The sequence below is a fragment of the Haloarcula argentinensis DSM 12282 genome (assembly GCA_000336895.1).
In the GTDB taxonomy this organism is placed as follows: Archaea; Halobacteriota; Halobacteria; order Halobacteriales; family Haloarculaceae; genus Haloarcula; species Haloarcula argentinensis.
The window spans coordinates 177,229-198,097 of the sequence record AOLX01000023.1 but is presented as its reverse complement, the minus strand read 5'-3'; the positions used below and the strand labels follow the sequence as shown (position 1 = coordinate 198,097).

29 protein-coding genes and 1 pseudogene are annotated in these 20,869 nt (G+C 52.5%); 14 read left to right on the top strand and 16 right to left on the bottom strand.

Features of this window, described 5'->3' with window-relative positions; genetic code table 11:
• Positions 1-56: 56 nt before the first annotated feature.
• Both C443_RS21500 and C443_RS14055 read right to left on the bottom strand, forming a co-directional pair.
• Entirely contained in the window at positions 57-221 is a 165-nt protein-coding gene (locus tag C443_RS21500) for a hypothetical protein (protein ID WP_005537183.1), read from the bottom strand.
• 273 nt (positions 222-494) lie between these two features.
• Positions 495-1,514 (bottom strand): hypothetical protein, encoded by a 1,020-nt coding sequence (locus C443_RS14055; protein WP_152423049.1) that lies wholly within the window; start codon positions 1,512-1,514, stop codon positions 495-497.
• Between the two features lie 215 nt (positions 1,515-1,729).
• Here C443_RS14055 and C443_RS21495 point away from each other — a divergent pair, with 215 nt between their 5' ends.
• The gene (locus tag C443_RS21495) at positions 1,730-1,876 is read left to right on the top strand and encodes a hypothetical protein (RefSeq protein ID WP_160163358.1); all 147 of its coding nucleotides are present in this window, start codon (positions 1,730-1,732) and stop codon (positions 1,874-1,876) included.
• Between the two features lie 175 nt (positions 1,877-2,051).
• Here the strand turns inward: C443_RS21495 and C443_RS14050 are convergent, their stop codons facing one another.
• Positions 2,052-3,074 carry a tyrosine-type recombinase/integrase gene (locus C443_RS14050; RefSeq protein WP_005537181.1) on the bottom strand — a complete coding sequence of 341 codons (1,023 nt, stop codon included), beginning with the start codon at positions 3,072-3,074 and terminating at the stop codon, positions 2,052-2,054.
• Complete coding sequence (locus C443_RS22170; protein WP_311241317.1) at positions 3,071-3,193, bottom strand: hypothetical protein; 123 nt, start codon at positions 3,191-3,193, stop codon at positions 3,071-3,073. Before C443_RS22170 ends, C443_RS14050 begins: the two co-directional genes overlap by 4 nt.
• A gap of 357 nt (positions 3,194-3,550) precedes the next feature.
• Between C443_RS22170 and C443_RS14045 the strand changes: the two genes are divergently transcribed.
• Positions 3,551-3,799 (top strand): type IV toxin-antitoxin system AbiEi family antitoxin domain-containing protein, encoded by a 249-nt coding sequence (locus tag C443_RS14045; RefSeq protein WP_005537179.1) that lies wholly within the window; start codon positions 3,551-3,553, stop codon positions 3,797-3,799.
• 7 nt (positions 3,800-3,806) lie between these two features.
• Here C443_RS14045 and C443_RS14040 read toward each other — a convergent pair whose 3' ends face one another.
• The 3 genes from C443_RS14040 to C443_RS14030 form a co-directional block, all read right to left on the bottom strand.
• The gene (locus C443_RS14040; RefSeq protein ID WP_005537177.1) at positions 3,807-4,043 is read right to left on the bottom strand and encodes a hypothetical protein; all 237 of its coding nucleotides are present in this window, start codon (positions 4,041-4,043) and stop codon (positions 3,807-3,809) included.
• Positions 4,044-4,119: 76 nt separating this feature from the next.
• A complete protein-coding gene (locus C443_RS21255) occupies positions 4,120-4,890 on the bottom strand; it encodes a hypothetical protein (RefSeq protein WP_152423048.1) in 771 nt (256 codons plus the stop codon).
• 42 nt (positions 4,891-4,932) lie between these two features.
• Positions 4,933-6,009, bottom strand: a complete 1,077-nt coding sequence (locus C443_RS14030) for a Cdc6/Cdc18 family protein (protein WP_049944066.1) — start codon at positions 6,007-6,009, stop codon at positions 4,933-4,935.
• A 217-nt stretch (positions 6,010-6,226) separates the two neighbouring features.
• Here C443_RS14030 and C443_RS21250 point away from each other — a divergent pair, with 217 nt between their 5' ends.
• The 3 genes from C443_RS21250 (at position 6,227) to C443_RS14025 (ending at position 8,345) form a co-directional block, all read left to right on the top strand.
• Entirely contained in the window at positions 6,227-6,745 is a 519-nt protein-coding gene (locus tag C443_RS21250) for a hypothetical protein (RefSeq protein ID WP_160163357.1), read from the top strand.
• Positions 6,746-6,931: 186 nt separating this feature from the next.
• On the top strand, positions 6,932-7,642 hold the full coding sequence (locus C443_RS21245) for a hypothetical protein (protein WP_152423046.1): 711 nt from the start codon (positions 6,932-6,934) through the stop codon (positions 7,640-7,642).
• A gap of 88 nt (positions 7,643-7,730) precedes the next feature.
• Positions 7,731-8,345: a hypothetical protein gene (locus C443_RS14025; protein ID WP_152423045.1), complete on the top strand. Its 615-nt coding sequence runs from the start codon at positions 7,731-7,733 to the stop codon at positions 8,343-8,345.
• Here C443_RS14025 and C443_RS21240 read toward each other — a convergent pair.
• The 4 genes from C443_RS21240 to C443_RS14010 all read right to left on the bottom strand — a co-directional run bounded on the left by C443_RS21240 (position 8,342) and on the right by C443_RS14010 (position 10,547).
• Positions 8,342-9,013 (bottom strand): hypothetical protein, encoded by a 672-nt coding sequence (locus C443_RS21240; protein ID WP_152423044.1) that lies wholly within the window; start codon positions 9,011-9,013, stop codon positions 8,342-8,344. The two genes, C443_RS14025 and C443_RS21240, sit on opposite strands and share 4 nt — an antisense overlap.
• A 53-nt stretch (positions 9,014-9,066) precedes the next feature.
• The gene (locus C443_RS14020; RefSeq protein WP_005537173.1) at positions 9,067-9,756 is read right to left on the bottom strand and encodes a hypothetical protein; all 690 of its coding nucleotides are present in this window, start codon (positions 9,754-9,756) and stop codon (positions 9,067-9,069) included.
• 127 nt (positions 9,757-9,883) lie between these two features.
• A complete protein-coding gene (locus C443_RS14015) occupies positions 9,884-10,141 on the bottom strand; it encodes a DUF7386 family protein (RefSeq protein WP_005537172.1) in 258 nt (85 codons plus the stop codon).
• Between the two features lie 223 nt (positions 10,142-10,364).
• A complete protein-coding gene (locus tag C443_RS14010; protein WP_005537171.1) occupies positions 10,365-10,547 on the bottom strand; it encodes a hypothetical protein in 183 nt (60 codons plus the stop codon).
• Positions 10,548-10,669: 122 nt separating this feature from the next.
• On the opposite strand from C443_RS14010, the gene C443_RS14005 reads away from it, so the two are divergent.
• The 9 genes from C443_RS14005 to C443_RS21225 all read left to right on the top strand — a co-directional run bounded on the left by C443_RS14005 (position 10,670) and on the right by C443_RS21225 (position 18,149).
• Positions 10,670-11,101, top strand: a complete 432-nt coding sequence (locus C443_RS14005) for a hypothetical protein (RefSeq protein WP_005537170.1) — start codon at positions 10,670-10,672, stop codon at positions 11,099-11,101.
• 5 nt (positions 11,102-11,106) lie between these two features.
• Positions 11,107-11,337: a hypothetical protein gene (locus tag C443_RS14000; RefSeq protein ID WP_005537169.1), complete on the top strand. Its 231-nt coding sequence runs from the start codon at positions 11,107-11,109 to the stop codon at positions 11,335-11,337.
• Positions 11,334-13,097 carry a hypothetical protein gene (locus C443_RS21785; RefSeq protein WP_005537167.1) on the top strand — a complete coding sequence of 588 codons (1,764 nt, stop codon included), beginning with the start codon at positions 11,334-11,336 and terminating at the stop codon, positions 13,095-13,097. The genes C443_RS14000 and C443_RS21785 overlap by 4 nt, the downstream gene beginning before the upstream one ends.
• Positions 13,098-13,103: 6 nt before the next feature.
• Entirely contained in the window at positions 13,104-13,655 is a 552-nt protein-coding gene (locus C443_RS13990) for a hypothetical protein (protein ID WP_005537165.1), read from the top strand.
• On the top strand, positions 13,656-14,447 hold the full coding sequence (locus C443_RS13985) for a hypothetical protein (protein ID WP_005537163.1): 792 nt from the start codon (positions 13,656-13,658) through the stop codon (positions 14,445-14,447).
• The gene (locus C443_RS13980) at positions 14,440-15,612 is read left to right on the top strand and encodes a hypothetical protein (RefSeq protein ID WP_005537161.1); all 1,173 of its coding nucleotides are present in this window, start codon (positions 14,440-14,442) and stop codon (positions 15,610-15,612) included. The genes C443_RS13985 and C443_RS13980 overlap by 8 nt, the downstream gene beginning before the upstream one ends.
• A 160-nt stretch (positions 15,613-15,772) precedes the next feature.
• Entirely contained in the window at positions 15,773-16,162 is a 390-nt protein-coding gene (locus C443_RS22400) for a hypothetical protein (RefSeq protein ID WP_080505484.1), read from the top strand.
• A 56-nt stretch (positions 16,163-16,218) separates the two neighbouring features.
• Complete coding sequence (locus C443_RS21230) at positions 16,219-17,067, top strand: hypothetical protein (protein ID WP_005537160.1); 849 nt, start codon at positions 16,219-16,221, stop codon at positions 17,065-17,067.
• Positions 17,068-17,132: 65 nt separating this feature from the next.
• The gene (locus C443_RS21225; RefSeq protein ID WP_160163356.1) at positions 17,133-18,149 is read left to right on the top strand and encodes an Lrp/AsnC family transcriptional regulator; all 1,017 of its coding nucleotides are present in this window, start codon (positions 17,133-17,135) and stop codon (positions 18,147-18,149) included.
• A gap of 242 nt (positions 18,150-18,391) precedes the next feature.
• On the opposite strand, the gene C443_RS13970 is transcribed toward C443_RS21225, so the two are convergent.
• From C443_RS13970 to C443_RS13955, 5 genes and pseudogenes are all read right to left on the bottom strand, one after another.
• Entirely contained in the window at positions 18,392-20,008 is a 1,617-nt protein-coding gene (locus C443_RS13970) for a DUF7845 domain-containing protein (protein ID WP_005537158.1), read from the bottom strand.
• A complete protein-coding gene (locus C443_RS21780; protein ID WP_005537157.1) occupies positions 19,996-20,154 on the bottom strand; it encodes a hypothetical protein in 159 nt (52 codons plus the stop codon). Before C443_RS21780 ends, C443_RS13970 begins: the two co-directional genes overlap by 13 nt.
• Positions 20,151-20,306 (bottom strand): sigma factor-like helix-turn-helix DNA-binding protein, encoded by a 156-nt coding sequence (locus tag C443_RS22395; protein WP_049944082.1) that lies wholly within the window; start codon positions 20,304-20,306, stop codon positions 20,151-20,153. Before C443_RS22395 ends, C443_RS21780 begins: the two co-directional genes overlap by 4 nt.
• 9 nt (positions 20,307-20,315) lie before the next feature.
• Positions 20,316-20,450: pseudogene (locus C443_RS22390) on the bottom strand (sigma-70 family RNA polymerase sigma factor); the annotation flags it as partial.
• Positions 20,447-20,710 carry a DUF7563 family protein gene (locus C443_RS13955; protein ID WP_049944064.1) on the bottom strand — a complete coding sequence of 88 codons (264 nt, stop codon included), beginning with the start codon at positions 20,708-20,710 and terminating at the stop codon, positions 20,447-20,449. The pseudogene C443_RS22390 and the gene C443_RS13955, both read right to left, overlap by 4 nt.
• Positions 20,711-20,869: the final 159 nt, after the last annotated feature.

Genomic DNA, 20,869 nt, shown 5'->3' with positions numbered 1-20,869 from the left:
GCAGGTTATCTATGGTGCCGTCGTGTGGTTTTGGGTATTTTCTGAACATTGGTCGGTTACTCCTCTGGTAGGTGGTCAGTTCGTACGTCCATCTTCTCGCGCTCGGTTCGGGCGTCGTAGTGCTGATACAGCACATCGAGCGAGACCGCTATCCCCTTCTCAGTGTCGTCGAACTTGTCGAGTAGCTGCCGAACCTCTTGTTCGGAGAGCCATGCTTTCATCCCGTTTGGTCGTCGTAGTTCTCTAAGTTCATCCGGTGTCCGTGAATTCTGATTTGCGGTCAATATCCTAGAATCTTGGAGTGATTTCGGGGTGTCAGGCGGGAAAATTGGGGCGAATGTATCCGGGTCGAAATGGAGAACCGGACACGGATGCAATAGAATACACGATTTATTTCTATAGAGGCGTGAAAGTTGCTGATCCGTTCCGACTAAGCAGTCATGGAACCAATTTCGCTGGTGCAAGGCTGACCTGACTTCCACTGAGAAGGACTTCTAAATAATATTAAACAATTCTGCGCCTTTTACCATTTGATGCATTAGAAGCGTCAAGACAAGGTATTGTCCGGTGTACTGCGCCAATAACGCGAACCAGCCTGTGGCAAGAATAAATTGTGACAGCCATGCAACCGCCAGAACACTGCACGAAATGACCAACACGTTTGTATCGGTCGGTGTCGACTGATTCCAGTAATACAGCAAAACAGCGAGGAAAGTGAGGAATACCGGAAATAGATAGGCTGGTGTGGTCAAGATAGAAATCGCATTAGGCACTACCAAAGACACTGGAAGCAATTCTAACCTATTACCTCCCGAAGAAAGTATAAAATCTTTAGCATAATCTGTCATGAAAATAAGAGAGGATGCCATCAACGATCCGATAGTCCCTGATGTTGCCAGCTCTAAGTACTTCCGATGGTATATGAATAAGACCGTAATGATTGCAGCAGTATAAGCTCCCAAAATATATTCATTTAATCCAACACTTCCAATGCCAATACCCGTTCCAACAGCGAGTTTGACTGAGGATCGCGGCGACTGCCCAGAGACACATTTGTGGCCAAAATAAATAGTCAGAAAAATCAGCGGAATTGTGTAATCATACATCCAATAACCATCTACGTAGGCATTAAGACCGATACCGAAAACACGCCACGACACGACACCAAGCAGCGTGAGCAATGCTGTCTTCCTGCCAACGGTTAATCGAACAAGCAAATAGAGTGTTGCTGGTATGATGACATACGTGGTCGTCGTCGAATACAAATGTGTTATATATGCAGCTTGATCGCCAACAGTGGTTATACCAAACAACTCGAAAAGCGTAGCTACAGGGATATAACGGAATGGCGGGTCAACAGTCGCAAAAATGTTACCTGTTTGTGCTACGGTCATTGATCGTTGCATGATATTATGTGGATCGCCTGTGAGTTCGGGTAACGGGCTTTGTGCTAATCTGAAAGCCCAAATAAGGAGGCCCGATATAATTACAAAGAGGGCGAGCAACTCTTGCACTCTGTCTCTTGACAACATCTACATCATTAGGCTTGTAAATCCAATTTAATAGTACCGATAGTTGCTGGGAGATTTTCTCCCTTATCTAATATCTTGATAGATTAATCCGCTATATTCAAAAAGTGGACCTAATCTAGCACGGTGTGATGCGGGAAGCCCATTGCTGGCTGAAATAGGCTGCCGCCGCTGCTAATGCCGCAATGAGGAGGATTATCATGGAATTGCCTCAATTTTCGCCGCTTGTCGCTGGCTGCTGGGTCGTCGCTCGGCTGCCAGCTGCGCTCGGCTCGTCTCATGAGCAAACACCCCCGTTTTCCTTCGCCAGAGTCGCAGACGGCGACGGGGTGAATCCCGCACAGTAAGTAATTCACTCAAAAGTCGCGGTAGTTTTCAGAAAACTCTTTGTGAAACATGTTAGTTGGTGGCTGAAACCGTCGAAAATAGGTCCTTCGGAAATGTCCAAAATTGTTATGGACTCGCCGGGTAGTAGTCTGAAATTTACACGACGACGGGAGGTTGTGTTTGGTAACGGTCATGTTAGATTCGCTCCAGTTGCTTCTTTCGAACCGCCATTTTCTCCTGATTCGTCCGAACGTCGTAGTGCTCATACAGCACTTCGAGCGATACATCGCATCGCTCGCTGACGATCTCCGGAGACACGTCGCTATTCAGGTGGTAGGTGATACTGCCACGCCGGAGTCCGTGGGGTGACCGGGAAGACGGGCATTTGCTGTGGGCCGCACGCGCTCCCAATGCCTCGCAGGTCGACGGGTCCGACGGATCAGCATCGTGGGGACACCCTCCAAGAACGCACGGCTGGGTGAGCTTGTTTACCCACTTGTAGATGGTATCACCCGCGGGTCGGCCGTGCATCGAGGTGACGAGTGGCTCGCGGCCGTAATCGTCGGTTCGCTCGTAGCGGTCGGGGTTGTCGAGATAGTCGTCGACGACCTGGTAATCGCTTGGGCCGAGGTAGACCCACCGCTCGCCGTCTTCACCGTTCTTGAGTTTCGTTCCCTCATCGATTCGATGCTCAAGCACCAGCGCGTAGTCGTCGGGACGGAGATCGTCAACATCCAATGACCGCAAGGCAGACCGGCGCATCGCCGTCTTCCACAGAATCAGGAAAACGACGTGATCCCGACTCGCGTATCGATACTCGTGAAGATATTCGAGTATGCGGTGTGCCCGGTCTGCGCTCAGGTGGACTTCACGACTCTCAGCCCCGTCGGGCAGCTCGGGTGCGTGGACCTTCTCGGCCAGCCCATCGTCAACGCCCTCGATGTCGGCCCAGTAACGTAGTGCCTCACGAATCGTCGAGAGTTGCTTTTGAAGAGTTAGCGCCGCGATGTCACCTCGTCGCCAGGCCACGAAATCAGCTAAGTCGCGGCCGGTGAGGTTGTTCAGGTTCTCAATATCCCGTTCTTCGCACCACTCTCTGAAGAACCGGAGCCGCGTCTTTGCGTTCCGCATCGTACTCTCGCGGACGGACGGCTCACGGTGTCGGAGGAACCGCTCGATACCGTCCTCCGGCGAGAGATCCATCAGATCCTCGCTCATGCTCTCCCCCGGCTTCGCTTTCGATGACAACCCAGGCAGTGTGACTGGCCGGGGTAGCAGAACTCCTCACAGCCGTCCGTCTCGCACTTGTCCACGTCTTCGATGACGCGGTCGCTCACGCACGTGCACCTCCAGACGGGACGGACCGGTCTCCGCAGGCTGGTCGACTGGCTATACTGCTGGTCGTTGGGCTACTTTCAATAGCCCGCTTGCTCTCGTACTTCATGGGTCGTCTAAGCCTCAAACGGGAAACGACCCACCCGGCGTGTGCCAGCACGCCGGACCTTTCTGGTCCGATGGGCGGGTCACTTCACCTGTATAACGCCTCTACTGAAATAGTTTTCTGTGAATTACACAGATTAATCTGTGCTACTACGCTGAGATACAAGTGATTGCAAATAGATGTCTAATGCACCGATACACCTATGAGTTCCACAGCCACACCGCTTGATGTGCCCAGGCAGCGTGCTGATTGGATGACTCAGACTGACGAAGCCATTCTGGAGACGATTCGAGATGAAGGGAACATGACTCCCCAAGCTCTCGATGATACTTTCGACATAGCCGCTGCCAATTATGCACGTGATCGACTCTCTGAGCTTACTCGATACGGTCTGGTCGAGAAGATCGGGCGCGGTCTCTACCGACTGACCAATGATGGGCGTGCGTTCCTCGACGAGGAACTCGACGCAAGCAAACTCGATCCTGTCGAAGACACCGACTGACATTCTCTTAGACCCTCGCGAGTCGTGCCGTCACATCACCGGCCCACTCCGGTAATTCGAGATCCGCTAACTTGTCGTCGCGCCAGCTCGTCACGATCTCTGTGTCACCATCTCGGGTCAGGTCAATCCGCCACTTTCGGCCATCTTCAGCGGTGATGTCGAAGCGTGCACCACCATCTCCGAGGGCTTTGATGTGTTCAACGGTCACCTCCTCACCAGTGTAGACTTCCATTGTTTCTTCCATACACTTTGGACCGAGGGGAAGAAACAGGTTAAAAAGGTGCTATACTTCCGGGAGTTTTCGACTGATAGCAGAGTTATCAGTGATCTACAGGTAACAGACTGTATCCTTCGGTATCTATCAATTCAAGATCTCCGTGTTCAATAAGCCGCTGTGCTACTGAGTTCTGGTCAGTAAACTCCGATACCAGATAAGCAAGGACATGATGGAAAGCCTCCCAATTTTTGGGTTGACTGAACGTGTGATATCCAAGGTGGACCAAGTTGTTCCGCTGGAGATGAATTAGTGCAAGAGTATCATCAATTAGGTTCTGCTGTTCCTCACTCAGTTCAGCGAATAGGTGATCTCGTAATTCATTTTTGACTTGCTTACCTTGATGCGTATCACAAAGGATAGCACCAAGACCTAAAGATCGGTTGTGCTTCAGGTATGTTTCCCTAAAGAACTCAGGCCGCGTTTTGAGAATGATCCCGTTCATTAGAATCTCAGTCCCAATAGATAAATAAAGGTAGTATAGATCAGGAGTCAGCGTTTCTTCATATCCAAGTTTTACCGTATTATCATCCTCATATCGGTCTAAAGCCTTTTCCAAGAATAGAATGCTTTTATTTATAATAGATTGATGGGGTGGTTGTTCATAATCATCGATTAATCGCTCCACTTCATCTCTGCAGATTTCGTTTTGCTCAGTTCCTTGGCCGACTTCATGATTGTCAATATACCAACCGACTATCCTTTCATGACCATGTTTGATGTGTCTCTCTACTTCATCATGGGCACGTTGAAGTTCTCTTTGAGACTTTCCGTCATTTTCGGAGCACATAATGAGTTTACGACGCTGAGCTGTCATTAATTCACCTGCACTGTCTCTTCCCAGAATCAAGGTCTCGAATCATAATCTTCTGCAAGGACTATTTTCGAATGTCCAGTTCAGATCATCAAGTGCGCCAACATCGTCATCACAAACTTGATACACCCGATGCCGATTCTCTCCCTCCACCTCAATCAGATCGTACTCTTCCAGTTTGGATAACTTCGTCCGCCGGCCTCGCTCCGAGATCGGCGTCTGCTCGCGCCCACGGTACGCGCGGTCGGCGACGGCGTCGTACCGGTCATGTAGCTCACCTGCCCCCAGCCCATCGCCCATGCGGATCAGTTCGTAGAGCACCTGGTGATGGAACGGTAGGGAATCCAGATTCAGCTCGCGGATATGTCGCTTCGCCCGCTCGAACGACTCACTCACATCCTCGTTGGTGATTCGATCATGTTGCAACTCTTCCGCCCGAAGTGCGGCCTGTCGAAGTGCCTGTATACCGTTCCGTGCAACACCGGCCACCTCATCAGCTATTGTCTCCAACTGCTCGCGGGTGACCGATTCCGACGGTAGCCCAAGGTTCGCCCGTGCTTCAAGAATGTCCGCCAGTTCGTCGACATGGTAGCGGTCCAATCCAAACTCCGCGAATGACAGCTGCCGCCGCAGTCTCCCGTCGAGTCGGGATAGCCATTCATCAGGATCGTGGCAGATAACGACGACAGACAGATTTTCGACATCCACCAGCCGGTCGAGTGCGTCAGTGGACGGGAGGCCGTCAGCCTCGTCGAGGACAACGATCACCGGACTGGTGACGCGCTCCTGCAGTTGGATACACAGATCTTCGCGAGGGACGTTCACCGATGGGTCGCTGCCGGGGAGATCGTGAAGAACTGAGCGGACTACACCGGCGGTCGTTTTGCCAAGACAACGAACATGGGCCGTTTGAACATCGGCGTGTCCAGTGAGCTTCCGTAGAGAATGTCGGGTCAGCGCTGTCTTCCCTACGCCTGGTGGGCCGTGTATCAGTACGTCGTGGGCTTGATCGCCACCAAGTGCCGGTTCCCACGCACGAGATAAGTGGTCAACGGCGGCTTCTCGATGGAGGAGGCGACGCGGGAGGTGTTCATCATCGAAGACAGCGGGGTCTGCGATCATCTTGGGTGAGGGTGAGAACAGACAGGGATATAAACTGGTGCGACACTTCCGGGAGAAATCAAGTGATTCGCCATGCTCGCATGGCGGAGTTCTGCTGTGAAGGCAGATGATTACGGTGATTTGATTGTTGGCTGTTATATGGGCTGTTGCGAAAGGTTCGATTCAAAACCGTGAGACAACGAATAGTTTCAAGTTCTTATTTCTCGTTGTCCTGTCTGTGAAACGTCGAACTGTTTATGTAATCGGCTTCGGGATTGCCATGTCCCTGGGTGCCGGGCTGGCAGTGGGGGGATTAGTTATTGCAGATGTATTTCCTACTACTTCTGGTAGCCCACAACCATCGACAGATACACCCGCATCACAGAGTACGGTCCAGACCGCTACGCCAACATCTGGCTCAGATGACTCTATTGAAATTAAATCGCCTGAGCCGGTTTCAACTCCAGGCCCCGAGATTGCATTCTATTCCCAGCGGTCACAGAGTGGTGAGGGATACTATGTTGAAGCCGGAGTAAATACGTGGGGTGCAGCGGACTCAATTATAATCAAGTATCAGGGTGAGGAGGTAGAGCGAATTGCAAGCGGTGAAACGGAAGTCATTGCTTCTGGAACTTCGTCAAATACACTCAACCCCCTTCCAGAGGGTGCTGAACTCGTTGCGTATGCCCGTGATGGAGGAAGCCAAACTGAAATCTTCCGGTGGGAGGTTGAATTGGGAGGTGGATCGAACGTATAGACCATAGTTCAAATCAGGGACGTAAGTCAGCTGGTAACTGAATCTCTGGTTCCTACGCTCGGGATAGGTGGTCAACGGCGGTTTCTCGATAGAGAAGATGGCGAAAGGGGTCAATGCTGAAATCAGATTTAAAGACCAGATTACGGAGGCGGAAACGTCATTATACAGGTTGAAGATTCGTTAACTATGGGAGTGCTTAGATGGGCTGGTAAGGGAGTAAAATATGTTAGAAAGAAGTGGCGAGGCAGGAAAGAGTGGAATTATAACGAGCTTACCAGACCACTCATGGATGAAACAGCAGCTGCTGCAGAGGGTAATCTTCCGAATGAGTACCAAGAGAGACATTCAGAGTGGGAAGAGATTCCAGAGGCAACAAAAGACAGAGCGCCAAGGGTTCTAAAAGGAGCAGCCGATAACTACACTACAGCATTAGATAATCTTGAAACAGCAGAACGGAAGCGGATTCGATTAGCGGATCGTTTTATCACAAGGCTTCCAGACGGTGAAGTCGATGGCAACGATGTACTGTTTCTTAGAGAAGTCCATGAACAACCAGGCCCTAATCATCATCCACACATGGTCGGAGAACAAGGTGATTTTGACCAATGGTTGATAGACACATGGCAAGCTTTTGAAGCAGCAGATAATGAACGACACCTGATTACCGAAATTGAAGCATTGGCTCGATCTGCAGGTGCAGAATCTTTGAGAATTGAAACAATCAGATATTGGGAGGAGGAGTCGGATCACGAAGACTGGGCAGAAACACTATGGGATTTGTACGAAAGCGGTGACTTACAAGCATACCATAGCACATTACAGGAAATTGAGGACTGCAAGGAGGCTGCCATGACTTACGCTGAAGAGATGGATAACACACTCCGTTCATTAAATTGAAACAACAGTTTCATGCTGAGTCAATCACAAGAGTTACTAGGGTTGCACGGATTATAAGAATAGGCTGAAACAGGTATTTCGCACACTTATGGGACTCTCTCACCCGGATATCTCCAAGAAAATCGATGCTACTGATACTCCAGATGTAGCATCAGTCATGCTCACGTCAACGTACACGTTAGACGAGTCCGTGGCATCCAGCCGCCTTTTAGATTTGATTTTCGAAAAACTGCAGAACTGTGAAATCGTTAATCGCCGTGTCAGTAAAGTAGAATTCGAATTCTATAGAAGGAATTATGAGTTTGATGGTGAATTTTCGGTAAATCAGATCGGGGCCAATGACCACGCGGAAGACATTGAACCCGTGGAACAGAGGCAGTCGGACAGAATACGCCTGAAGATTGAGAGTGAGAATATACGGCCAGATGGAGAAGTTAGAAACCTCTCGATGCTGCTATCTATAAAGTCCGAATTTGATGCAAAATTTGAATCGTTGTGGGACAACAAGGGTGAGTTGAGCTTAACCTGCCGTTTCGATGATGTGATTTCAGACGAAGTGGTAAGAGTAAGAAAGGATAGCTATCGTTTGGAGATCTTCCGTAGTAATTTCAGGGTAGGGAATATATCACCACATAAAATTGAGAAAGCAATTGAAGATTTCCGTGGAGTTATAGGCGATAGGGATTGCAGTCAGTTTAGTTAGCTATTGTTCGGAATGACGACATTAGAGATATAGCTCTCCATCTCCGGAAAGTCCCAATCACCGACAAATACAACGCTATCTTTGTTGGAAGAGATACCTACTTCGCGCTGAGGATATTGACTAGATTCGAATCTGACCCAAGATGGTCGTCCATCTGTATCGAAATCAGCTGCTAGTGCTGAGTCGCTAATATCCCCATAGAGTGTAGCTGTGTCAGCGTGTTCTGTCGGGTTTTTCCAGGTCTCCTGATTTGTTCCTTCACTGTCTTCAGCGACGACGCCGAGTATAGTCGCAGAAGAAAATTCAACTGGGTCATATCCATCAGTGCCGATCTCCAAAACACGGCCCACTTCACGTGCGGCCTTCGTCTTGCTGTCGAATTTGTTCAAAATAAAATTGTTCTCAGATATACGTACTGTCGTTGTTTTTAGAGTGTCAATCCACGGATCTTCGCCTTCCCGCACGGGGACAGTATCCTCAATATCGTACCTGACAGTGCATTCTATCCCCTCAGAAGTCCTTTGTACGTTTGATACGTCGGTTAACAGGGGATCATCAACATGAGATGGAGGTCGGTTGTATGACGCTCCGCCGCTCGTGAAACGAGAGTAAACGTCATCAATATCAATATCTCTAGTTATATTGTAAACCGCGCATGAAGTTACCATGACAGACTAGTTTATATGGTATATATTATTACTTTCGGTATTAGGTGTCTTGTCTACTGTATTTCAGAGCTTGGAAGAATGTACTCTTCAACGTATTGGATATATTCTTTTGTGTCAAAGTGTTCGGGTTGATATATTTCGACATATCCACTTTTGGCGACAAACACATTTGCCATGTCGTCGTTAATCTGCAGTTCAAGCCCCAACTGATTTTTTGAGGAAACGCCCAGCAGGTCGCCAAATTCAGGGTCATTTAGTAGGTTTACTCCGTGGACAACACCATTCTCTGCTTCCTCTCCCCGATCTTCGAATCCGATCTTCCAGACGTTCGGCTCGCCAGAGTTCTTTAATACAGAATCAAGATTAATCTTAGCAGGGAAGCTTGTGTGCTGCGTGTGTCTATTTAATAGTGGGTCCAAAAATTCACCAGCAGAACTATCTACAGCCAAAAACGAATCTGGGACAAAAATGAATTCTGTGTATGCAACTTGCTTTTCTAGAGTTTCACCCACAGAAATAGAACCATCTTCAGTTATCTCCAACTTTTCTTTGCTTTCTATTTGCTCAACAGCAGCACGACCTGAGTAGCCGGTACGGTCGCCAGGCAAGGGAATCTCTTCTCTCACATCCAATGACTCCGCGATTTCATCGAATGGTGATCCCTTGTCTGTGGGGTATGTTTTATGAAATGATTCTAATGATTCTGTATCCGAATCAACCAGAGAAATTTTTCCTGCCTTCATACGTGTTCGTCACTTTGGATTGAAATTAATCTGACGGTAAAAGAATAGACTCTTAAAATGTAACTTTAGCGATGTATGTATATAATCTGGTAATTCTGGTGAATATTTGGACTATGGCCAAGAAATACTATCGCCACCTACTCTTGACACTCGTCCGGTAGCGAAGTCCAAGAACGGTTGTGTTGAAGTGTTGGATTGTCTCGGGGTCTAGCTCCTCACGCGCGTTCTGGATATTTTCCTCACTCTCGACAAGATGCGTCAGCGCCGCATCCAGTACATCGGACATCGGCGGGTCGTCGTGCTGGTCACTTGCGACAATCGCACTTGCCTTATCCAGTAGTCGTTGCCGTTCGTCAGTGATCTTAAGACTGGTGCGTCGGGTCATTGTTTAAACGAGTGTATGTACCAGGGGTTGGTTCGCGTCGTTTTGGAGTGAGCGACAGGGTGGTTCTTGATAAAGAGGGGTCGGATCGTTGGTGTGATCGTGCCGAACCCCTGTCCCGACCGCCCTGATTCTATGCACCGTAGCCCACGGCCCACAGCCCACAGGTGCATACATTGAGGATTGGCGTTACATCTGGCTCGAACCCCACGGGGTCGGGCTCGCATCATGGGCTGACCAACTCTAACCGGTAGTCGCCCTCGTCGTCCTGATCAAGACTCTCGACCTTCGCCCAGTGGTTGCCCACCAACTCGCCATCCTCGTCGACGACACCGCGCTCGCGGAGATCATCTATCGGTATTGAGACGGTCACACAGCCACCTGCCGGGGAGAGTTTTCGCATCTCCATGCCACCGGCGGTGCAGTCCCGATACTAAAATTTACTGAGTCCCGGGAATACCGCGATTCGGTGCTTTCTAGCCAGCAGACTGCACGGCCGGAATACGGTCGTACTCACGGCCGGTACAACCCATGTTCGGAAAGATAGACATCGAAGACGCTCTGGCCGGTGTGATTTTCACCGCCAGCGCATTCGTCACCAACGGTATCGCTTCGATCAGTATGCTCGGCTACGACCTCGGCGCGTCCGTGTTCACGGTTCAGAGTACGAGCATTGACCTCGCATTTTTGTTGTCGCTCGCCGCCCTGGCGATGGCCTACGCCACCAATCGCGTCAACGAGAGTCGGAACAAGAACTACCAGCTCGATACCGATCTCGTCGAAATCGCCAAAGGATCGGCCACTGTCGAAACCTACCTCGCGCTCGGGACGCTTGTCATCGTCCTATTCACCGGGCTGAACATCCTCGGTGCGCAGGATATCGTGGTCGGCTCGGCTGCTATCGGTCTCACTGTCGTCGCCGTCGAGGCCGCCGGCTACTACGTCATCAGCTACTTGGGGTGAATCCAATGGACCGTATTCTCAGCTATGGGCTTGTGGGCACTATCGGCGTCTCTGCCTCCACGATTGCCTCAGCTGTCGTCGGTGATCCCTTCCCCGTCGTCGTTCCGGCCATTGTCGCGGCCGGTGTGATCGGGGCGCACCACGTCAAAGAACGAGACACCGCAGCTGGCGCTGACGATCAAGACGTTCGTACCAGCGTCGATCAAGTCGAAACTGACGGAGGGCGTCAACAGTGACCCGCGCCCGTTCGGTCCTGCTCGCCGCCCTCATCGTCTGTTCCACCGTCGTCGGGGCCGTCGGTCCCGCGCTGGCACAGTCGACCGAAACGGCCACCGACAGCGGGCCAGTGACGAAAACCTTCGAGACAGGCCCGCACAAGATCAAGGTTGACCTGTTCGATGTCTCGTCAGAGACGACTATCACCGTCATTACCGACGAATCGCCCGCTGGAAACAACACGGCGATTCTCAAAAAGACCGTTAGCGGCTCTCACAACAGCGCCCACTTCCGAAATGCAGGTGCGTATGAGTCGTTCACGGTGAAGGTCGAGGGCGCTGATGGGCCGGTATCATTCAGCAAGGGCGGACCAACCGCCGCATGGACACCGGGTGATAACGGCAAATTCCTTGGAGACACGGGTGGAGACCCGGGATTCACTTACGACATGAGTGAGCAAATCGGGGAAGCAGTCATGCCCTCTATTGTCCAACTGGACAGAACCGGCCTGCCAGACACTGGGACCGTGGATACTACCGAAACTGATGCCGAACAGTTGCAGATTGATATCTACGGCTCTGCTCAGAACGACCTTTCAGCCACTGAGAACCAGCTAACGACGATTGACAACAATCTGGCCGATGCCAAGACCGTCGCCCGCGTCAAAGGCAAGAACGCCTATATCCGGGCACTCAACAACGGATCTTCACAAACCGCGGCCACCACTTCCGCCAAAGAGGCTGTCGCGGAGTACTACGCCACCTACGAGCGGGCCTTACTCAACGACTGGTCCCGCTCAGTGTATAATCAGCAACGCCTCTCAGAGATAGCTGCAAACGAGTCTGTCGGGAGTTCAGTGGCGACGGTCTACTATGTCAACGACAACGGCCAGGACAGATATTACCGGATGTTCGGCAGCACGACGACGGTGACACTCCAAAACGGAGACTCCATCACTGTCGCACAGCGCGGTATCAGCGATGGGAGCGATACCTATTACAACCCCACAACTGGTGTTCAGGGAGAGGCTGGGTCCGGTGATGTCAAGGGGGTTATTGTTCCTGCACCGAACTCGAACTACGACCAACTGCTGACCCCAACCGCTGACGACTACAACACCCGCTGGCAACAGATTCAGTCCGAGTCCAGTACAGTGAAGTCAGATATGGAGACACTGGCTTCAAACACGTACACAGAGTACCAGAACGGCGAAATCAACAGTAGCGACCTCGTTGACCCCTACGTGCTGGCAAACCAGCAGTCCGCGGGCGACGACTTCCAAGGCTGGACCGCCGCACAGCTCACCTTACTCGGCACGAACTCCCCTGAGAACTTCGACCAGATCGGGAGCTTCAATGTCACTACTGAATCCGGGACGCAGTACGAAGGTGTCCTATTCAGTCAGGAGAACCCTGCCAGCGGCCAGTTCGAGAACGGAACGACCTACAACACGAGTAAGATTGGCGGCACGCAGTACGTCGTCACCAGCGACCGAGTCGTAGAATTAGATGGGACGTTCACCATCGACAGAATCACCACGACAAACGGTGAGAACGTCCAGAATGTCACTATCCAGAAAACCACCTACGAGACGAGCAACGTCACCGAACTGAAACAGCAGTACGAGGATCTAGCGTACCGCCGCGCACAGATCGAAGCCCGTGAGAAGGCCATGAAACAGTCTGCCGGCGGTGGCCTGCTCGGTGGCGGCAGTGTCAGCCCTGTTGTGGCGCTGGCTGTCATCGGCACGCTGCTCGGTATCGTCGTGCTTCAGGACTAATCACCCATGCGCTCACTTTTCTTCGCCGCGCTGCTCGTGGTCAGCCTCGGCTGCGTCAGCGCCCCGACCGCCGCACAGTCTGCGGGGAACCTCCCCGCCGAAACATCCAGCCCACAGCCCACAGCCAACGCCACCGACACCACCCGCATCGACGGACAAACTAAGATAGTCGGTTCGGAGTACCTGCCGAACGAGGGTATCGCTCGGATCACCCTTCAGTCGAGCGCGGTCCAGACCGTGACAATCTCCGACGCCGGCCGCTTCCAAGAAGGCAGGAAGATTCCCGTTCGCACCGTCGCCATGCGCTCTGATGACACCGCCACTGTCGAGATTCCCGTCACTGAGAAGGACGGCTACGTTGGTGTCGCCATCTCCACCGAGAACACCCCACTGTACGCCGAGATCGTACAGCAGCCCTCTGGTGATGGACTCGACATACTCCGTGCGCTGTCGTCGTTGCAGGCGTGGCTCGCCGGGGCCGGTGTCGCGTTCGTCTGGATGATCATCGCCGGTTACAATGTGATCCGTAGCGAGAATGGGCGGCCGGAGGTGGCGTAAATGCCCGCGCCCACCTTCGCGGACAACCGCGACCGCTTCACCTATCTGCTGGCCGAGTACAAGCTACTCGTCAGCGGGATGCTCGTCGGCGCGGTCGTGCTGTTCGCCTACTACCAGCCCCAACTACCGACCCTGCCGACGTGGATTCCCGCGGTGGCCGTCGGCTGGCTCGTGCTGGCGATTCCCTGCTATCTCGTCGGTGCGAAAATCGCCCGCTGGCTCCGTCGTCGTAACTGGGTCGAAGTCCATCACATCAACGCCGTCGACGATACAACCGAGAAGTACTACGTCCCGCCCGAACTCTGGCGCGAGAAAGAAATCGACGGCCCCGACCCGTACCCTGTCAACGGCGGCAGTGCATGGGCCGTCCGCGAATACGAGTATCTGGAAGATATCGACCAGCTCCGCGTCGAAGGCGTCTGGCTCGAAGGCTGTCAGGATACGCAGTTGATGACCAGCAAGAAGCAGATGCAGGACATTCACGGCTGGCTCATCGACCGCGCCGAGGAACTCGCCGCGATCCGCGGCCGGTGGAGTCGTGGCAGTGTCGAGCTACAAAAGAAACTCGTCACTGCTGACGCCGAAGCCAACGAACGCGGTCAGATGATTCAGAAAACAGCGGCGAAAGAGACCTTCGGCGACCTCATCGAAGACGGCGAAGACCCCGAAGACGCACCCACGATTCACGACCTCACCGACGCGCCCGATCCCACCGCAGACGCCGCTGTGGGCTATGGGCAGAACGAACCGGCCGATCAGCAATCACAGGAGCCACGACTAAACGATGACTGACGACAGTGATCTCTACACGCCCGCACAGTTCCGCGAGTATCAGGACGGCTACGGCCAGCGCAATCCTGACGAGGTACACCAGCACGCCGGAATCGTCCGCGATGAGAAGCTATCCCGCTACCTCTCGATTCTTGAAACTCACTACGACCCGCGACACTGTGACCGGCCGGAGAAGATGCCAGGTCAAGCGAAGGATCTCTCTCACGTTCGGGAGATCGTCCGCATCGAGGGAACCGAAACGGCACGGCGGGCCATGGCCAACGGCGATATGCAGTCACTCAAGCATTTCACTGGAGACGCCGGCCAGCGGGCCGATATCTCCGGTATCAAGGCTATCGACCAACTCCGGGCACAGATGACTGGCCCCGCACCGATGTTCTACGAGTGGGCCGAACCCGGTACAGGGAAGTCGAACTTCGCCTGTCTACTCGGACAACTCTGGAAGGAACAACACTCTTCGGACGCGCTGGTGGCCTCGAACATCCGCACGCTCGAAGAGACCGACGAGTGGACCGATTCGGACGGCGACCGTCGGGATGGCTGGCTTGCGAACTACGGCGCGCTGAACGAGTGGCTGAAACAGGACGGCGATCCCATGCACAACGAGCAGGTCCCGAAACTGTTCATCTTCGACGAGGCCAGCAGCAACGCCGGTGGGAGTGGGTCGGACGGCTACGAGACGAAGACGAAACTTGGACCGCTCACGTACAAGATCCGCAAGTACGGCGGTTCGCTCATCATCATCGGTCACGACGGCCGGGACGTCCACCCGCTGGTTCGGGAACTCGGTGTCTGTGTCCACAAAGAGGGGCTGAAAGAAGCGACCTTCTACGAAGACGTGCGGAACCGGAAGGGCGTCAACCCGATCTTCTCCGTATCTGGTATTCCCGAGACGGACTGGCGCTACGACGACAAGGAACCGACGACGTGGTCGTGGTCGAGCGGCGAGGATGACGGTGACGAGGTGGACCCGGAAGACCTCTCTCGGAAGCTCGCGATCTACACAGTCATCACCGCCAAGGAGTCTGAGCCGGACAGACCAAACCACGAAATTGCCGATTTCGTGCCGTACAGCGCCGAATGGGTCCGCCAGCGTTGGAACGAGTATCAGGACGATGGAAAGCACCGGAACGTGGTTGGTGAAGTGACGGATCTAACCGCATGACAGCGATGGAATTCGAGCAACCCAACAACAAACAACCCCCCGACGTAGCCCTGCTAATGGCCCATGGCGTGCGCTCGCGGTGCGAGCACGCGCGAGCCATGGGCAACGACCGAAAACAGCCCGGAGGAGTATCTATATATGACGCACACGAGGTGCGCGAATGAGTCGAAGTCATAAGGCGAATCACTACGGAACGCTCGTCGAGCGCAAAGCCGCCGAGCGGTACAACCTCGAATTAGATCGGTGCAGCTGGCACGACGCGAAGCGACCGGATGGAACACCTGTCGAAATTAAGGCCGCGATGCACCGACACGCTGATGGACGGCCTGGAACATTCAAAATCTACGACCGGTACCACAAGAAGTTACGGACAGTAAATGGGTGGTATATTTTCGGGGTGTATAGAGTACGTGGGCTAGGTGTGGAAGTGTTAAAATGGAAAATGCGACATTCCTCTCGGCTGCCTCCATTAGATTGGCACGGCGGTGGTGAGCATCGCAGATCAGAACAAAGTAAAATAAAAATAAATATGATTTTTGATTCAGCCTGACACTATGGCCAGACCCTGAACAACATAAGGTATACTACTCTACATATACTAAGATCATGACTCAATCTGAGAAGGGTGACGATAAAGCATCAGATTCAGATATTATACAAGATTATTTTGAATATGTTAGGCAAGCAGGAAGTAGACGGCGGGTTGAGTCTGTTCAAGTTTTATTCGCGATTGGAGCTCTCGGGTGGTATATCACAAACTATCCGATAAATACAATTCCTAATAAAACACCCGTACGATACCTTGCTGCCCTTGCGGCAATATCCGGAGTATTTCTGGTACTCAAGATCGGTTTTCTTACTATACAGTACAGTTTGGGAAGCAGCAAAGTAACCAAATTGAATGAGTTTGTGTTACCGGTTTTATATTTTCTCTCACTTTTTAGTGTAACTGTATTAACCATTATACAAATAGGAGTTCCAGAAAATCTGCAACAAGAGGTTGTTTTTATATTGCTATTTTTTATTGGAATTATTTTAATCATATATGTGTTGGAAAAGTATCAAACATATCGAGACATTCGGGAAAGCAAGAGAAATCTGAGAGAAAAGGGAGAAAACATTTCGAAAAAAGAGTTGATGAAAACATTAGAATTAAATCGGAATATTGATTCATCATATGAAATCCGAAAGGAGAATGAAGCGTATCGACCGGAGGGATACAAAGTTGAAATGGATTTTGTCGGGGCTACCAGTCAGGGTGAAAAAGTTGGCATCACTGTTATTGAAGACATAAATACAGACACGATAGCAAACATCAGACAGACAGCGGATAGAATAGACGAAACCCCTATTGATAGGTTTACTATAGTGACGTCAAACGTAACCGAAGAAGTAGCCGATGAAGTTGATAGGTTGAATGTTGATAGGTTGAATGTTGATATTATACTTATCTGAATTGTATATCTACAATGCATTTCTGCAATACATATTTATAGTTACAGATGATATCAGTGCCATGTGTGACTATGTCAAACACTAATACAATAGAGGACCGAGTGATTGAGCAACTCTATACAGATTCTACCCAAACCTCAGACGACATTGCTGGGTCAATTGATGCTACGCCCACTGAAGTAGAACACAAAATCAATGAACTGCGTGAAGAGGGGAAAGTTGGCTCAGAAATCGCCGTTGTTGATCCAGCTAGGGTAGGATACTCGGTTCCCTCGTACCATTTGGTCGACCTCGAGAGGAATTATGATGGCATAATTGACGAAGGATTGAAAAAGATTGGTCAGTGGGAAGGAAGTCAAGTGGCAATGATCACATTAGGTGATTATGATGTGATTATCAGGAAAATAAGCAAAAGTGGTCCCGAAGTTGATCGGTTTTCTACAAATGTCTTTATTCAACCAGATAGGGGCTCTGGTAAACCAGATATAGACTCTAAGTTCTATTCTATGGAAACATTCACTATTCAGCAATGGATTAGATGGCGGGGATCTGATTTTAAGAAGGGAGAACAGCGTGATCGTCGTACAGTCGATTTAAACGATCTTCAGAGAATTGTTCTTAATGAACTCCAGTCAGATGCGTCATTCCGGAACCGGCCAAGTGACCTTTCAGATAAAATAGATATGATTAGCTCACCAGATGAGGTGGCAAAAGCTATTGACTATCTTATAGATAAGGAGGTGATCCGAAAATTCTCGGTACGAATTGATCCAGGTTTGACCGATGGGTGGTATCGAGCATTCTTCGGTATTTCAACCGAACGTGGGAGATATGACGACGTCGTTGATAATCTACAAACCGAGAATCCATTATATGTTCCTTATATACTCTCTGGACTCGGTTTTAATTGGGCAGATATAGCGATAGAACTAAACTTCAAATCGATCGATCATTTGGATAATATAACTGACAGGATTCGTTCTATGGATGGGGTCAAACGAAGTCGTACATTCCTATCAACTCGTGTCCCATATTTTATAGATGAAGTCCCACTGAACTCACCGTCCGCAGATGGAATTTGATCATCCCTTTACTCGTTGAGTGGTCGAAAGAGTAATGCGGTGTATTTTGATGATGTGGCCTTAGCCACACCTCTAAACGGAATCACAACCCCCCGGGTTTGATTCCGTTCGGACGACGGCCGGGCCATTGGCCCGGTCGACCCTCGATCACATCGGCGACCGTGCCGGGCAGGGGGAGAAATCGGCAAAGCAAGTGGTACTTTCGTGGTGCTGGACAGTGATGCCTCTCAGCAGGCGGGCCGCTACCCGGTGGCGAGCCAGCGCCAGGCCGTCCCTCGCGAGCCGTCCGCGAGCTGCACCCGGGCCTGCCGGTAGCGCTCTTCGGGCATTCCTGCGTCTTTCCATACCCGGAAGCCTTCGCGAATCGCCTTCCCGTGCTTCTCGATCTCCCCGAACCGCAGGGTCATCTGAGCCTCGCGAGCGTCGTTCACATCAACACCGTGGCGAGCGGCCCATGCGATGAACGCGCTCATCGTGTTCTCCAGCCCACGCTCGGCAGCTTCGGCGGCCTTCGCCGCGGTGTCAACAGCACGGCGAGTGGCTTCACGCGCCTCGTCAACAGCTTCGTGAACCATCTCCGCGACGTACTCCGACCGGAGCGACACGTCGGCATAGTCCGATATCACCAAGTCTTCCATCTCTCGAAGCGCCCGCCGGACACTTTCGACATGACGGCCGTACTCGTCTGCGATATCCGCCGGAGCAACCTGCCCACCGTCTGCTACCAACATCTCCAAGGCTTCCCACTGTACCGGCGAGAGCCCATCTGAAAGGTGGCGCACAACAACACTCTCCTGTTTCTGCTCGACTCGGGTCAGGTCCAGCCCGACCGGCTCGGGGCCGGAGTGGTTCACCTTCGGCTCAAAGTATGAATCTTCGACGAATGGGCCGGAACCCGTCGGTGCGATATCGATACCGGCATCGGCCAGGACCGACAGCACAGTCTGATCTAACTCTCGTTCCAGCGTCTCCAGGTCGCGCCACCGGACAGTCTCATCATCATCCAGCAGCGATGCTTGCAAAGATGAACCGACTTTCGGGTGCGATAGCGGATGATCATCGGGCACAGACAGCGCCTCACGGGCGTAGTAGTGTTTCACCTCCTTGGGGAGGTGGTGGTCGGGGAATGCCTCTCGAATCCGCTTCGGGCCGAGTGTGGCCGTGTGGTAGTATCCTGGCAGGTTCCGGCCGCGCTCATCGTCATCGTTCTGGACGATCTTCCGATAGCCACGGCGGTCCGACTCCAGGAGGTGACCCATCGCCGCAATCGGCCCATCGCGAGCATGGACTGGCCCACTGGCGTCCCGATGAACCCGGGCGTACTTCTCTGCGTCCTGCACGTTGCTGTAGGGATGTGGCTCCTCGAAGTACCGGCCGGTGACGCCGACCTCAATGGCCGCCCGCTGCAGTAGCTCGGGATATCGGTGGAATTCGATATTCGAGCCTTTCACGCGGACGTTCACACCCTCGCCGAACCCGTCTGGAACAGGAATCTCGACACGGCTTCCATCATCACGCTCGCCTTGCATCCCGGGCCAGCGTGGCGCAGCGTGGGCGACGAAATCCTGCTGGCCGACCGAATCCTCATCTGGATGGCGGGCGACCTTGAGCCGGTACTCACGCATATTCTGCAGCTGCCAGTCCGTTCCCTGTGGCGTCCGCTCGCCGGGGTGAACGATATTGCTGTCCTGATAGGAGAGGCGAACGACCCACCGCTCGCCATCCTGCAGAAACTCGCTGCTCTTTGACCCCTCACCAGCCTTGACCTCACTGTCCAGTGCGAAAAACGGCGCAAGGCCGTCGCTATTGAACAGGAGATTGGCGTGGAGTTCGTGAGGGGCCAGCCCTATCGTTCGCATCGCCCCCCGTCGGTCTTGACGGCGGCCACCGCCCGCTCGACCTCGGCTTGACTCTCCGAAAGTGGTTTGAGATTCGTCCAGTCGAACTGAAGGGGTTCACCCGCTTCGACATCGTACAGTTCTGAGGCGCGAACGAATCCAGTCACGCCGGAACCACCTCCAGTTTCTCGCGAGCACGACCGAGGAGGTTGCCCACTGTACCGGGTGAACGGCCAGTCTTGCGGGCGTACTCCCGTGGCCCATACTGGCCCATGCCCACGGCCTCGTACACCTCTCGCTCGGCGTCAGTCAGCNCCACTGTACCGGGTGAACGGCCAGTCTTGCGGGCGTACTCCCGTGGCCCATACTGGCCCATGCCCACGGCCTCGTACACCTCTCGCTCGGCGTCAGTCAGCGGCGACAGGTCTGGTTCGTAATCGAAGAGCGAAGACTGTGGACTCACAGACTCTCACCCCCGTCAGTCCGGGCTTCCACTCGACCGCCCTGATTCCGCTGTGGCTGGTCTTCCGGATCGGGATAGTCGAGTTCTTTCCCAGCTGCAGTTCCCCGCGAGATACGGGGCATACAGTCGCAGGCTGGACAGCGATGAGCGATATCATCGCCGTCGCCGAAGGTCCGCCGGAAGTCACGCGAAACGTGTGCCCCGCAGTGCTGGCAGTTCGACTTCTCGATAGTTGTGCTCCCGACAAGTCGGTTACTCAAGGGAAACCACCCCCGTTCGGGAATCGGCCAATTCCTTCGCGAAATCGCAAGACTGCACCCCAGATGATGCGTAACCGTTCGTGGTTCGATTTGATTTTGAGTTTATACGCAGATGGGTCTGCGAGTAATATTGCAGTAGAAGCGCGTAGCAGTCGCTTT